The 12,901-nt window shown below is 72.6% G+C and carries 11 protein-coding genes; 4 read left to right on the top strand and 7 right to left on the bottom strand.

Annotation, left to right across the window (positions count from 1 at the left end; all coding sequences use genetic code 11):
- Positions 1–149 precede the first annotated feature (149 nt).
- Positions 150–926 (bottom strand): metallophosphoesterase family protein, encoded by a 777-nt coding sequence (locus STRTU_RS26360; RefSeq protein ID WP_159746512.1) that lies wholly within the window; start codon positions 924–926, stop codon positions 150–152.
- 280 nt (positions 927–1,206) lie between these two features.
- On the opposite strand from STRTU_RS26360, the gene STRTU_RS26355 reads away from it, so the two are divergent.
- The gene (locus tag STRTU_RS26355) at positions 1,207–3,003 is read left to right on the top strand and encodes an AMP-dependent synthetase/ligase (RefSeq protein WP_159746511.1); all 1,797 of its coding nucleotides are present in this window, start codon (positions 1,207–1,209) and stop codon (positions 3,001–3,003) included.
- Positions 3,004–3,123: 120 nt separating this feature from the next.
- On the opposite strand, the gene STRTU_RS26350 is transcribed toward STRTU_RS26355, so the two are convergent.
- The gene (locus STRTU_RS26350; protein ID WP_159746510.1) at positions 3,124–4,266 is read right to left on the bottom strand and encodes a glycosyltransferase family 4 protein; all 1,143 of its coding nucleotides are present in this window, start codon (positions 4,264–4,266) and stop codon (positions 3,124–3,126) included.
- Positions 4,267–4,506: 240 nt separating this feature from the next.
- Here STRTU_RS26350 and STRTU_RS26345 point away from each other — a divergent pair, with 240 nt between their 5' ends.
- Positions 4,507–5,859, top strand: coding sequence for a glycosyltransferase family 87 protein (locus STRTU_RS26345; protein WP_159746509.1), 1,353 nt, complete (start codon positions 4,507–4,509; stop codon positions 5,857–5,859).
- A gap of 16 nt (positions 5,860–5,875) precedes the next feature.
- On the opposite strand, the gene STRTU_RS26340 is transcribed toward STRTU_RS26345, so the two are convergent.
- From STRTU_RS26340 to STRTU_RS26320, 5 genes are all read right to left on the bottom strand, one after another.
- Positions 5,876–7,273, bottom strand: a complete 1,398-nt coding sequence (locus STRTU_RS26340) for a hypothetical protein (protein WP_159746508.1) — start codon at positions 7,271–7,273, stop codon at positions 5,876–5,878.
- Positions 7,274–7,324: 51 nt separating this feature from the next.
- Positions 7,325–8,371, bottom strand: coding sequence for a C40 family peptidase (locus tag STRTU_RS26335; RefSeq protein WP_159746507.1), 1,047 nt, complete (start codon positions 8,369–8,371; stop codon positions 7,325–7,327).
- 265 nt (positions 8,372–8,636) lie between these two features.
- The gene (locus STRTU_RS26330) at positions 8,637–9,662 is read right to left on the bottom strand and encodes a C40 family peptidase (RefSeq protein WP_159746506.1); all 1,026 of its coding nucleotides are present in this window, start codon (positions 9,660–9,662) and stop codon (positions 8,637–8,639) included.
- A gap of 301 nt (positions 9,663–9,963) precedes the next feature.
- Entirely contained in the window at positions 9,964–11,337 is a 1,374-nt protein-coding gene (locus STRTU_RS26325; RefSeq protein ID WP_159746505.1) for an NYN domain-containing protein, read from the bottom strand.
- Positions 11,338–11,355: 18 nt separating this feature from the next.
- Positions 11,356–11,595: a hypothetical protein gene (locus STRTU_RS26320; RefSeq protein WP_159746504.1), complete on the bottom strand. Its 240-nt coding sequence runs from the start codon at positions 11,593–11,595 to the stop codon at positions 11,356–11,358.
- Positions 11,596–11,888: 293 nt separating this feature from the next.
- Between STRTU_RS26320 and STRTU_RS26315 the strand changes: the two genes are divergently transcribed.
- Positions 11,889–12,569: a rhomboid family intramembrane serine protease gene (locus STRTU_RS26315; protein ID WP_159747231.1), complete on the top strand. Its 681-nt coding sequence runs from the start codon at positions 11,889–11,891 to the stop codon at positions 12,567–12,569.
- Complete coding sequence (locus tag STRTU_RS26310; RefSeq protein WP_159746503.1) at positions 12,566–12,847, top strand: Lrp/AsnC family transcriptional regulator; 282 nt, start codon at positions 12,566–12,568, stop codon at positions 12,845–12,847. Before STRTU_RS26315 ends, STRTU_RS26310 begins: the two co-directional genes overlap by 4 nt.
- Positions 12,848–12,901: the final 54 nt, after the last annotated feature.

The following is a 12,901-nucleotide window of genomic DNA, read 5'->3' as shown; positions in this document are numbered from 1 at the left end:
TGAGCAGGGGAGATCCCGATTTACGCGGTGTCTCTGCTGCTGAAGGCTACCGCGCGGGGGAACGCGGACGGACACCAGCAGGCCCGGAACGACGGGGCGGGGCGGCCGTCCGGCCCGCTCCCCGGGCTCATGACCAGAGGCGTCCGGGCTCACCACTCCAGGACATAGGGCGTCCCGGTCGCGTTGAAGTGGCCGACATTGATGCATTCCGTGCCGCCGATCCTGGCCCGGCGGGCCAGCGGCTGGTGCACATGGCCGAAGAGGGAGTAGCGCGGGCGGGTGCGGCGGATGGCGTCCAGCAGGGCCGCGCTGCCGCGCTCGAAACGGCGGGCGACGGTGTCGTAGCAGAGGTCGGGGACGTCGGGCGGGATATGGGTGCACAGCACGTCGACCTCGCCGACCGCCTCGATCTTGGCGGCGTACTCCTCGTCGCTGATCTCGTACGGCGTCCGCATGGGGCTGGTCAGCCCGCCGCCGACGAACCCGAAGACCCGGCCGCCGAGCTCCACCCGCTGGCCGTCCAGGACGGTGGTGCCCGGTGCGGCGTACTCGGGCCACAGGCGCGGGATGTCGACGTTGCCGTAGGTGGCGTACGTGGGAGTGGGGAAGGCGGCGAAGAGTTCGGCGTACTGCTTGCGGACCGCGCCCTCGATGACGGACTCCCGGTTCACGCCCGTTCGGTCCAGTTCGCCCCACAGCCGGCGGCCCAGGGCGCGGGCCTCCTCGAAGCGGCGGGCGGTGCGGAGTTCGACCAGCGCGTCCGCGTTGGCGACGCCGAAGAGGTCGGGGAAGATGCCGCGCGAGTGGTCGGCATAGTCAAGGAAGAGGACCAGGTCACCGAGGCAGAGCAGGGCGTCGGCGCCGGCTCCGGCCGCCGCGAGGTCCCGGCTGTTGCCGTGTACGTCACTGACCACATGCACACGCATGGCGTCACCCTAGAGCGCTCGCGCGGGCGCCGGGGAGGGGGCCCCGGGGGCCTGGGGTTACTTTCGGGTCACCTACCCATTGGTCTAGTCTGCGCTGGTCAGTCCCCATGGCGTGTCCCGCAGCGTGTGACGCATCGAACATCTGGCCGTTCCCCCCTATCCCAACTGCGATACCGATGGGTAACGTCCGGGCAGTCCCATACCCCCCCTGCATGATCGTGGACCGCCGCCGGTGCAACACACAGCGTCGTGGCGCCGGCGCTTTTGAGGAGCAGCAGTCTTGCGCGAGTTCAGCCTTCCGGCCCTGTACGAGGTCCCCGCGGACGGCAATCTGACGGATCTCATCCGCCGAAATGCCGCGCAGCACCCGGATGTTGCCGTCATGGGACGCAAGGTGAACGGAGTGTGGCAGGACGTCACCGCCGCCACCTTCCTCGCCGAGGTCCGCGCCGCCGCCAAAGGTCTGATCGCCTCCGGCGTCCGGCCCGGCGACCGGATCGGTCTGATGTCGCGCACGCGTTATGAGTGGACACTGCTGGACTTCGCCATCTGGAGCGCCGGGGCGATCACCGTCCCCGTGTACGAGACGAGTTCGGCCGAGCAGATCCAGTGGATCCTCGGTGACTCGGGCGCGGTGGCCTGCCTGGTGGAGTCCCCCACCCATGAGGCGACCGTCGAGTCGGTCCGCGACCGGCTGCCCGAGCTCGCGAACATCTGGCAGATCGAACGGGACGCCATCGCCCGGCTGCAGGCCGCGGGGGACGGGATCTCCGACGACGAGGTGGAGGCGCGCAGCGCGCTCGCCGACGCGGACTCGCCCGCCACCATCGTCTACACCTCCGGCACCACCGGCCGCCCCAAGGGCTGTGTGCTCAGCCACCGCAGCTTCTTCGCGGAGTGCGGCAATATCGTCGAGCGGCTGCGCCCGCTGTTCCGCACCGGCGAGTCCTCGGTGCTCCTCTTCCTCCCCATCGCGCATGTCTTCGGCCGGCTGGTGCAGGTCGCCGCGGTGATGGCGCCCATCAAGCTGGGCCACGCCCCCGACATCAAGAACCTCACCGACGACCTCGCCTCCTTCCGGCCGAAGCTGGTCCTGGGCGTACCGCGGGTCTTCGAGAAGGTCTACAACTCGGCGCGGGCCAAGGCGCAGGCCGACGGCAAGGGCAGCATCTTCGACAAGGCGGCGGAGGTCGCGATCGCCTACAGCCGCGCGCTGGACACCCCGGGCGGCGCGTCGTTCGGCCTGAAGCTGAAGTACAAGGTCTTCGACCGGCTCGTCTACGGCAAGCTGCGCGCCGTCCTCGGCGGCCGCGCCACGCACGCCATCTCCGGCGGCGCCCCGCTCGGTGAGCGCCTCGGCCACTTCTACCGCGGTATCGGCTTCACCGTCCTGGAGGGCTACGGCCTGACGGAGTCCTGTGCGGCGACCGCCTTCAACCCCTGGGACCGGCAGAAGATCGGCAGCGTGGGCCAGCCGCTGCCCGGCTCGGTGGTCCGGATCGCCGACGACGGCGAGGTGCTGCTGCACGGCGAGCATCTGTTCACCGAGTACTGGAACAACCCGTCGGCCACCAAGGAGGCGCTGTCCGACGGCTGGTTCCACACCGGTGACCTCGGCACCCTCGACGAGGACGGCTACCTCGCCATCACCGGCCGCAAGAAGGAAATCCTGGTCACCGCGGGCGGCAAGAACGTCGCCCCCGCCGTGATCGAGGACCGTATCCGGTCGCACGCGCTGATCGCCGAGTGCATGGTCGTCGGCGACGGCCGGCCGTTCATCGGCGCGCTGGTCACCCTCGATGAGGAGTTCCTGCCCCGCTGGGCCGAGGAGCACGGCCACCCGGCCGGGGTGACACCGGCTCAGCTCACCGAGGACCCGGAGCTGCTGGCCGCCGTGCAGCGCGCGGTCGACGACGGCAACGCGGCCGTCTCCAAGGCCGAGTCGGTGCGTAAGTTCCGTATCCTGCCGACCCAGTTCACCGAGGAGTCGGGCCATGTCACGCCGTCGCTGAAGCTCAAGCGGAACGTCGTGGCGAAGGACTTCGCGGAGGACATCGAGGCGCTCTACCGCGCATAGCGCCCGTATCGCTCGTATCGCTCGTCCGGAATCCGCCGTCGTGGCCGCCCGCCACGGCGGCGGATTCTCGTGGTGCCCCGACCGGTGCCCGGTCCCGTGCCCCGGCCGCGGGCGGCCCGCCTACAGCAGTTCCTTCAGCCGTTCCGCCAGCAGGTCCCAGCGCCACTTCTGCTCCACCCAGGCGCGGCCGCGTTCGCCCATCGAGCGGCGCAGCGCGGGGTCCCGCAGCAGGGCGATGACGCGGTCGGCGGTGGGGGCCGGGGACCCGCCGGGGACGACCCAGCCCGTCTCGCCCTCCAGTACGGCGTCGGGGGCGCCGCCCGAGTCGCCCGCCACTACGGGCAGGCCGGTGGCGGACGCCTCCAGGTAGACGATGCCGAGGCCCTCGACGTCCAGGCCGCCGCGGCGGGTGCGGCACGGCATCGCGAAGACATCACCGGCGCCGTAGTGAGCCGGCAGCTCTTCCCACGGGACCGCGCCGGTGAAGCGCACCGCGTGCGCGACGCCCTTCTCCGCGGCCAGCGCGTGCAGCTCCTTCTCGTACGGACCGCCGCCGACGATCAGCAGCACCGCGTCGGGCACCGCGGCCAGGATCGCCGGCATCGCCTCGATCAGGGTGTCCTGGCCCTTGCGCGGGACCAGCCGCGAGACACACACCACCACCGGCCGCCCGGTGAGCCCGAGCCGGGCCCGTACGGCGTCGCCGCCCGAACCGGGGTGGAAGGTCTTCTCGTCGACCCCGGGCGGGAGTTGGACCATCCGCGCGGCGGCCTCCGGGGTGAGCGCACCGGCGATCCGCGAGCGGGTGTACTCGCCGAGGTAGGTGAGCGTGTCCGTCCCCGTACCGATCCGGCGCAGCAGCTGGCGGGCGGCCGGCAGCTGCGCCCAGCCCGCCTCGTGGCCGTGTGTGGTCGCCACGATGCGGCGGGCGCCGGCCGAACGGAGCGCGGGCGCCATCAGCCCGAGCGGCGCCGCCGCCCCGAACCAGACCGAGGAGCAGCCGTGTTCGCGCAGCAGCCCGGTGGCCCGCCGGGTCACCCGCGGGGTCGGCAGCAGCATCGTCGTACGGTCCCGGATCACCGGGAACGGCTGCTCGGCGTCGAAGGCGGCGGTGGCCGCGCGCCCTTCCGCGCCGCGCTTCCAGGTCGAGGCGTAGACGACGACCTGGGTGGGGTCCAGGCGCAGCGCCATGCTGTGCAGGAACGCCTGGATGCCGCCGGGCCGGGGCGGGAAGTCGTTCGTGACGATCAAGGTCTTGTGCACGATGGTCTCTCGGCGGTCGGTCTCGGCGGGCGTGGTGGCCCGACAGTACCGGTCGGCGTCCGGTGGGCAGCCGCCCACCCCGCCACGCCCAGGCCTGCTCTACGGTCGTGACAGCCGCTACCGGCATCGTGCGGCAGGCACCCGCGGGCACCGCGGTACGCACGGGGAACATGAGCAGGGCGCCGGGTCCGGGGCCGCGAGCGGCGCCGGAGGACCGCGGCCGGGAACGATGAGGTGACGATGAGCAGCATCAGCGGAGTGCGCGGAGCGGGGCTCCCGGTCGCGGTCTGGGCCGTGACCCGGGCGGTGGTCCTGCTGTGCGTGCTGAGAGTGCTGGTGCTGCCGGGGCCGGATGTCACCAGCGATGTCTCGGTGATCTACCAGGGCTGGTTCGACGTCCTGAAGACCGGCACCTTCCCGCTGCACGATGTGACCTGGCAGTACCCGCCGGCCGCGGCGCTGGCGATCCTCTCCCCCGGCCTGCTGCCGTTCCTGGACTACGCCGCGGCGTTCTACACCCTGGTCCTGGTCGCGGACGCGGTGACGCTGGCGCTCCTTCTGCGGGCCGGCCGCCGCGCCGGTCACCGGCCGGCCGGCGCCTGGGTGTGGATCGCGGGGGTGGCGCTGCTGGGCCCGACGGCCTACGCCCGCTACGACCTGATGGTCACCGCCGTCGCCGTCGCCGCGCTGTTCGCGGCCGTCCGGCGGCCGCGGGTGGCGGGCGCGCTGATCGCCTTCGGGGCGCTGCTGAAGGTCTGGCCCGCGCTGCTGCTGACCGGGGCGGGACTGCGCGGCCGCCGGGCCCGCGCCCTGTGGTGGACCGCGGCCGGCACCGCGGCCGGGCTGACCCTGTTCTTCGTGGCCGCCGCACCGGGCGGGCTGGCGTTCCTCACCTTCCAGCGCGACCGCGGTACGGAGGTCGAATCGCTCGGCGCGCTGGTCTTCCATGTCGCCCGCCACTTCGGGTGGGACGGACAGGTGCTGCTGAACTACGGCTCGCTGGAGTTCCTCGGTCCGGGTGTCCCGTTCGTCAGCACCGTGGCGCTCACCCTGTCGCTGGCCGCCGTGGGCTGGCTGTTCCTGTGGCGGGTACGGGCCCGGGAGCTGCGCCCCGCGACGCTGTGCGAGGCCGCCTTCGCCGCCACCCTGCTGTTCACCACCACCAGCCGGGTGATCAGCCCGCAGTACATGCTGTGGCTGGTGGGGCTCGGCGCAGTGTGTGTGACCGTACGGGCCGCCCGGCAGACCCTGCCGGTGGTGCTGGTCCTGCTCGCCACCGGGGTCACCCTGCTGGAGTTCCCCATCGGCTTCGCGGATGTCGTCGCGAGCCACCCGTGGGGCGTCGCGCTGCTGGCCGTGCGCAACGGGCTGCTGGTCACCGCGTCGCTGCTGGCCTGCCGCCGGCTGTGGATCTCGACGCGGGGCGAGGCGCGGGGCGAGGCACGGGACGAGGCGCGCGGCGACGCGCCGACCGGGACCGCCGCCGGTGTGGTGCGCGCCCGCCGTGCGGCCGACGGGACCGCCCCCGCTCCCCCGGAGCTCACCGGCACCGCCCCGCTGCCACGGACGGACGGGGCGCAGCCGACGCCGTAGAGCCGTCCGCCGGGCCTCAGCGCGCCAGTTGCTTGCGCACGAAGGCCCGCCACCGCCGGGTGAACTCCGCGGTGCTGACGCCCAGTTGGCTGCGCAGGGCGCGGTCGGTCCGGTCGGCGGCGGCCTTCGGCCGCTGTCCCGGGCGGGCGGCCGGGGCGGCCGGACGGGCACCGGCGGAGGGCTCCGTGGCCGCCGTGGCCGCCTCGATCGGCCCCGCGCTCCCCGCCGAGACCCCCACCGCGCTCCGGCCCGCCGCCCGGTAGAAGGCGAGCAGCTTGGCCTCGCCCCACTTCTCGGCGATCATCCGGCAGGCCAGCCAGCTGCCCTCGTACGCCTTCGCCAGCCGGTCGGCGCCCGCCTTGAAGCCGAAGTCCTCATCGGTCGGCAGACGGGCGGGGAGCTTGCCGGTGGCGACCGCGCGGGTGAGTTCGGGGGCGGTGAGGGCGGCCTTGCGGTGGATACCGCGGTAGGCGGCCCAGTCGGCGAAGCCCTCGGAGAGCCACAGCGGGGTGGCCGGGGTGGTGGCCGTCCGGGTGGCGACATGGGCGGTCTCGTGGGTGAGGACCACCCGGCGGCCCAGGTCGTTGAGCTCCTCGTACGCGTCCGGATTGATGATCACGCGGTCCGCGGGCGCGGTCGCCGAGACCCCCGCCTCCCCGGTGGTCACCGCCGCGATCCCCGCATAGCCGGACGGATCGTCGCTGCCCATCAGCTGCGCCATCCCCTCCACCGAGTCCGGCGCCTCCACCACGACCTTCTGCGACCACTTCCCCTTCCAGGCCGCGGAGACCGCGGGCACCGCCCGGTCCACCCGGCGCGCCAGATCCGTCAGCCGCGCCCGCTGCGCGGTACCGCCCAGCACCAGGCTGTAGCGGCCGCGCACCACCCGCACCGGCCCCTGGTCCCACAGCTGGCGGGTGCCGCTCCGGCCGGCCGCCGCGCCATCGGTGTCCGAGGAGATCAGCCAGCGGCCGTCGCGCTCGGTCAGGGTGAGGTACTGGACGGCATGCACCGGCGCGGTGTCGAAGCCCTTGAGGCGGTAGCGCAGCCGCACCTTCGCGGCCAGCCGCTCCCGGCCACCGCCGGCCGGGAGCGGGAAGGCCTCGGTCGAGTCGAGGTCGTAGTGCCAGTCGGTCAGCGGCACACCCTTCAGGTGGGCGAACATCGCGCGCTGACGCTCGCGGTAGCCGGTGGCCCGCGGGTCGACGGAGGCGAGGAAGCCCGCCGCGTCCCGCCGCTGGACGGCCTGCGCGCGGGTGTCGAGCATCCGCTGGACGTCGGGGAAGCGGGCGGTGGCCGGCGGGCCGCCCGCGGGCCCGCAGCCGGCCAGCGGGGCGAGCAGCGCGAGGAGCAGGGCGCCGCAGCCCGCCGCCCCGGCCCGCGACGGCCGCCGTCCCGCCCACTGGTGTGACATGCGGACGATCGTAGATCCGGCCCGGTCCGGGCAAAAACGCTGAGCTGCGCCTCAGGGCCTGGTGACGGACGAGATCGGCATCATCCCGACCGGGTCGTAGCGGACCCGGGCGCCGGGGTGGGGCGCGTGCACCACTTGGCCGTTGCCGACGTACATCCCGACATGACTGGCGTCCGAACGGTAGATGACCAGGTCACCGGGGCGCATCCGGCCGGGCGGCACCGTCCGGCCGGCGCCCCGCTGGGCCTGGGAGGTACGCGGCAGGGAGACTCCGGCCCGGCCGTAGGCCCATTGGGTGAGTCCGGAGCAGTCGAAGGACGAGGGGCCGCTGCTCCCCCAGGCGTACGGGCGGCCGACCGCGGCGCGCACCGCGGCGACGGCGGCCGCGGCCCGCCCGGAGTCCGGCACGGCGCCACGCAGGTCCGGGGCCGCCTCGCGGTGCCCGTCGCTCCGGGAGGCCCGGTCGTAGGCCGCCCGGTCGCGTTTGGGGAGCGCGTTCAGCAGCCGCCGCGCGGTGGCCAGCTTGCGCTGTACGTCCCTCTTGTGGCGGGCGACGGCCCGGCGGCCGGCCTCCAGCTCCGTGAGCTTCCTGGCGGTCTCGCTGCGCTGCTGCTCCAGGCGGCGCTGGGCCGTCCTAAGGCCGTGCAGCTCCTCGGCCTGACTGTGGCCGAGCCGGTCGAGCGCGGCGGCCTTCTCCAGGTAGGTGTCGGGCCGTTCGGAGAGCATCAGCCGGACCGTGGGGTCGATCCCGCCGGACCGGTACTGGGCGGCGGCCAGTGCGCCCAGCCGGCCGCGCATCCGGTTGACCCGCTCCTGGGCGCGGGCGGTGTGGTCCTGGAGGGCGGCCACCTCGTGCCGCAGCTCCTTGGTCCGGGCCTGCGCGCCGTTGTACTTCTCGGTGGCCCGCTCGGCCTCTACGTAGAGGCTGTCGACCCGTGCGGCCGCCGCCTCCCGGCCGGCGGACGGGTGGCCCGCGGGGTCGGCGGCGGCCGGTGGCGCCGACAGGGCGGCGGCCGCGGTCGCCAGGGCGGCCGACACCACGGTGATCCCGGTGAGGGTGGTCTGGGCGTGCTGTGAGGTACGGCGGTGGGACACCACGAGGGCCGCACTCCTTCCGTGCAGCCCCTGCCGCCCCGGGAGGGCGGTCGGTGAACCGGGATCTGCGAGGGCAGACAGTAACGGCGCCGGTGCACACCGGCCAAAGCGCGCTTTTCGCCCACAAAAAGCCGCCCCGCCGGTGACTGTGCAGGTCACCGGCGGGGCGGCAGGTCCGCGGCCGAGGCCGCAATTCGCCCGTTCGGGCGGCAGGTTGAGGCGGTGGTACGGCCTTTCAGCGGCTTCTCAGGGGCGCTTCAGCGGCTTTTCAGACCCGCACACCGAACGCGAACGGCATATTGCCGATCGGCTCGTAGCGCACCGAGGCGCCCGGCTTCGGCGCGTGCAGCACCTGGCCGTTGCCCGCGTAGAGGCCGATGTGGTGCAGGTCGCCGTAGAAGAGCACCAGGTCGCCGGGCTTGAGGGCGCTCTGCGAGCTGATGCGGGTACCGGCGTTGGCCTGCGCCTGCGAGGTGCGCGGCAGCGACTGGCCGGCCTGCTGGTACGCCCAGGAGGTCAGACCCGAGCAGTCGAAGGACGACGGGCCGGTGGCGCCCCAGACGTACGGCGACCCTATCTTCCCCTGGGCGGCCTGCAGGGCGGCCGCACCGCGCTGCGAAGCCGGTACGTCATCGCCGAGGTTGACCCGCTCATTGCTGCGGTCGGCGCGGTTCTCCTCGGCCTGCATGGCCGCCCGCTCCTTGGCCGTCAGGGTGTTCAGCAGGTCCTGCGCCTTGCCGAGCTTGCCCTTGATCTCGTCCTTCTTGTCACCGAGCGCCTTACGGGTCTCGGAGAGGTCCTCGATCTTGCCCGCGGCCTCCGCGCGCTCCTGGGCGAGCCGGCGCTGCTTGTCCGCGATGGTCTTCAGCTGGTCGGCCTGCTTGCCGCTCAACTGGTCGAGCGTGGCGGCCTTTTCGAGGTAGCTGTCCGGGTCGCCGGAGAGGAACAGCTGGACCGAGGGGTCGATGCTGCCGCTGCGGTACTGGCCGGAGGCGACGGCGCCGAGGCCCTTGCGGAGCTGGTTGAGCTCACCCTGGCCGCGGGCCACCTTGTCCTGGAGGTCGTCGACCTCCTTCTGGAGCTTCTCCTGCTGCTCCTTGACGCCGTTGTACTTCTCGGTGGCCTGCTCGGCCTCCCCGTAGAGCTTGTCGACCTCGGACTTGACGTCCTTCTTCGACTGGTGGGGATCGGCCTGGGCGGCCTGGGACGAGAGAGCCACGGCGGCCGCGGCGGTGGCGGTGAGCACGGTCACGCGGGTACGGCTCGGCTGCTTGGGTCGACGGTGGGACGCCACGGGGGCGAGCTCCTTCTTCCTCCAGCCGCCTACCGGGAAGTGGGGGGATGAGCCCCGGCTCCGCGTGAACGCCGCGGACTCGGCGGTACCTTCACAGCTCATCCCGGTTGGATGATCAGATTCATGAAGGTTCGGGGCTGACCTTAGTAACCGAGCTGTGATCGCTTCAAATCCTCACCGGAAAAAACTGCGCCACCAGCCCCATCCTTTACCAACGTCACACAGGCAGTGAGCGTCAACTGACGCTCAGATACGGGTGACAGGCGATTTCCGGCCCCGGGCGCATCCGGCGGGAGGGGCGTCAGGTCCGGGCAAGTCGCTTGAGGAGCAGCGCCGATGCGACCGGGCGCGCCCCGGCCTTCGCCACACCGTCGGCCACTTCCCGGTCCGTGGAGACCACGACGACCGGACGGCCGGGCGGTTCGGCCCTTACCAGCTGACGAATCAACTCATCGGCCGTTACGCCCGGTTTGCTGAACAGCACCCGGACCCCGCGCGGCGGCGCGAGCAGCACCGGCGCCGCCAACTCCGCCCCGTCGAAGACACAGGTCATCTCCGCGCCGGTCTGCGCCGCCAGCACCGCGAGACCGCCCAGCAGCCGCAGCCGCTGCTTTTCGAGCGGCATGGTCGGATAGCCGGTTTTGGTGACGTTGTAGCCATCCACCACCAAATGCGCCTGCGGCAGGGCGAGAAGCTGATCGAGCAGCGCCGGATCCATCTCCGACAGCGCCCGGGTCGCGATGTCCTTGGGCGTCATCCGCCCCGGCGCGACCGCCTCGACGGTGTCCGCCGGGTGGACATTCGCGGGCGGCAGGGCCAGTTCGCGGCGCAGCCCCTGCGCCGCGTCCAGGACCGTGTCCAGCAGCAGCCGCAGCCGCATGTCCTCGACGCTGCGGCCCTCGCGGGCGGACCGCCGGCTGGCCTCCAGCGCCGCCTCGGCCTCGGCGATCCGGCCCTTGAGCCGGCGCGCCTCACTGTCCCCCGCGGCCTTCTCGGTGGCCGCCCGGTCCCGCTCCTCCGCCAGCGCCGCCTCGGCCTTGCGGACCGCGGCCTCCCCGCGCTTGACGTCGCTCAGCGCACTGCGCAGCTTGCGCCGCAGCGACTCGTTCTCCTTGCGCGCGGCGTCCAGGTCCACCCGGATCCGGTCGGCCTCCGTACGGGCCTCGCCCCGCGCCTGCGCCAGCTCCTCACGCAGCCGGGCCAGCTCCCGCTCGGCCTCCTCACCGGCCCGCTCCGCACGCGCCCGCTGGGCCTCCTCGCCGGCCGCCGTGACGAGCTTGACCCAGCCCTCCGGGCGCAGCACATAGGCCGCCGCCGCGACATCCAGCGGATCGGCGGCCGCGGGCGGATGCCCGTGCTCCAGCGCCGAGGCCAGCTCCGGCTGTGCCTCGTGCAGCTTGCCCGCGATCCGCTGCCGGAAGACCGCGTCGCTCTCCAGCGCCGCGGCCATCGCGTTTCCGGCGAACTTTGCCCGGCGGGTCGGGGTGAACCGGGCGTACTGCCGCAGCGGGGGCGGGAGTTCGGCGACCGTCAGCGCGCCGAACGACTCCGCGGTGAGCGCCACGACCCGGCGCCGTACGCCCTCGGGCAGCGGTCGGTCGAGCACCTCGTCCGCCGCACCCTCGGGTACGTCGTCACGCTGGGCCCCCGGCTCCCCTTCTGGACGGTCCACCACGGCTGCATCGCTCCGATCTCAGGCGTTCGCGCCCGGACGGTCCACCAGCTCGATCTGGTCGACCGCGTTGCACCAGCGGCAGCGCACGGACTCGATGCTCTCACTGAGGACCTCGCGCTCCTCCACCTTCGGCTCCCCGGCCAGATCCAGGTGGACGTACTCCACCGCCTTGGACCGCCGGGTCACGTCGAAACGCGTGAGGTTGCCGCACAGCGTGCAGCGCCATCGGGTTTCGGCCGTCGGCAGGGGAACAGACATGGTGTCGTCCTCTTTCGTGCTCGTCGTCATGTGCTGCTGCGCGGTTCACGCGGTGCGCCGTCGGACTGCGGAAGTACGCAAAGTACTGCCTGTAACCCTACGGCCTGACGGGGGGCCGGTGGGGCCCCGCCCGGGTGCCGGGACACGGCGAGGCACTCTGTCCCGATTGCCCGCATGTGAGCCATGATCACTTCATGACGGCGCCGGCCCCCTCACCCCGTTCTCCCCGCTCGTCCGGTCTCCTCCCCCGCCGTCCGCACCCCACCCGGTCCCTGACCGCGGTGTTCTCGCGGATGACGAATGTGCTGATCGGCCTGTGCTGTGCGGTCTTCGTGCTCGGCCCCGCCTCCGGCCTGAACCGGATATACGGCACCGGCGGCGCCCTGCTGAAGGCCCAGACCGCCTATTTCGAGCGGTGGGGGGTGATCCCGCTGGATCTGTGGAGCGGCTCGTTACGGGCCCTGATCACCCCGCTCACCGCGCTGTTCGTGCACGCCAGCTGGCTGCACCTGCTCGGCAACGTGCTGTTCCTGTACGTCTTCGGCGCGATGGCCGAGGCGCGCATGGGCCGGCTGCCGTTCACCGCCTTTTACCTCATCATCGGCTACCTGGCGCTGCTCGGCTACGCGGCCGCGCACGCCGACTCGGGCCAGACGCTGGTAGGCGCCTCCGGCTCGATCTCCGGCGTACTGGGCGCCTTCCTCTACCTGTTTCCCACGGCCCGGGTCACCAGCCTCTTCCCGTTCCTCTTCTTCCTGCCGCTGCGCTTCCCCGCCTGGCTCGTGCTGCTGTTCTGGTTCGTCCTCCAGTGGCAGGCCGCCCAAGACGACCCCCGCGGCCCCGGCGTCGCCTACCTCGCCCATGTCATCGGCTTCGCCCTCGGCTTCCTGTACGCCTGGGCCCGCTACCGGAGGGATAGTGTGGGGGCCACCAGGGCGAACGACCGGGCGACCGAGGAAGAGAGCCAGCCGTGATCACGTCGATCGTGCTCATCAAGACCAACGTGGACCAGATCCCGGAGATCGCCGAGAAGATCGCCGCGCTGGACGGCGTCAGCGAGGTCTACTCGGTCACCGGCGCCCACGACCTGATCGCCATGGTCCGGGTCGCCGCCCACGATGACCTCGCGGACGTCATCCCCGGCCGCATCAGCAAAATCCCCGGCGTGGCCTCGACGGAGACGCATATTGCGTTCCGCACGTATTCCCAGCATGACCTTGAGGCGGCCTTTGCGATCGGGCTCGAAGCGTAGCCCGTCTTTTTCCCACGTTTTCGGCCGTCCCGCCGTGGGTGTTGCTCGCCGTGT

This window comes from Streptomyces tubercidicus, from assembly GCF_027497495.1.
GTDB lineage: Bacteria > Actinomycetota > Actinomycetes > Streptomycetales > Streptomycetaceae > Streptomyces > Streptomyces tubercidicus.
This window is presented reverse-complemented; position numbering and strand designations above follow the sequence as displayed.

Excerpts from the sequence above, each read along its gene's own strand:
- STRTU_RS26345 (WP_159746509.1), top strand. The coding sequence starts at position 4,507 with ATGAGCAGCATCAGCGGAGTGCGCGGAGCGGGGCTCCCGGTCGCGGTC.
- STRTU_RS26340 (WP_159746508.1), bottom strand. The coding sequence starts at position 7,273 with ATGTCACACCAGTGGGCGGGACGGCGGCCGTCGCGGGCCGGGGCGGCG.
- STRTU_RS26315 (WP_159747231.1), top strand. The coding sequence starts at position 11,889 with ATGACGAATGTGCTGATCGGCCTGTGCTGTGCGGTCTTCGTGCTCGGC.
- STRTU_RS26360 (WP_159746512.1), bottom strand. The coding sequence starts at position 926 with ATGCGTGTGCATGTGGTCAGTGACGTACACGGCAACAGCCGGGACCTC.
- STRTU_RS26320 (WP_159746504.1), bottom strand. The coding sequence starts at position 11,595 with ATGTCTGTTCCCCTGCCGACGGCCGAAACCCGATGGCGCTGCACGCTG.